Genomic DNA, 321 nt, shown 5'->3' on the forward strand with positions numbered 1-321 from the left:
CGCTATGCAGCTGCTATAGTGGTGGAGCCAAACGGAGTCGAACCGTTGACCTCCTGCGTGCAAGGCAGGCGCTCTACCAACTGAGCTATGGCCCCTGAGCGAGGATACAATCAAAGCACTGCTTTGATCCGAGCGCAAGGAAATTTCTTTAAATAGAAATTTCAAATAACTCTGCTTCCCAGTTGAATCCCTTAAAGGGGATTTGCTAATGGTTAGCTGCGCTTATAATGGTGGGTCTAAGTGGACTTGAACCACTGACCCCCGCGTTATCAACACGGTGCTCTAACCAGCTGAGCTACAGACCCATATCTTCTTAAACTA

Annotated in this window: 2 tRNA genes; both read right to left on the reverse strand. The window is 48.3% G+C overall.

Going from position 1 to position 321, the window contains the following annotated elements:
• Positions 1–19: 19 nt before the first annotated feature.
• Positions 20–95: transfer RNA gene (locus J3492_RS13075), tRNA-Ala, on the reverse strand.
• Positions 96–228: 133 nt separating this feature from the next.
• Positions 229–305, reverse strand: a tRNA-Ile gene (locus J3492_RS13080).
• Positions 306–321 lie beyond the last annotated feature (16 nt).

This window comes from Psychrobacter coccoides, assembly GCF_017498085.1.
Lineage (GTDB): Bacteria > Pseudomonadota > Gammaproteobacteria > Pseudomonadales > Moraxellaceae > Psychrobacter > Psychrobacter coccoides.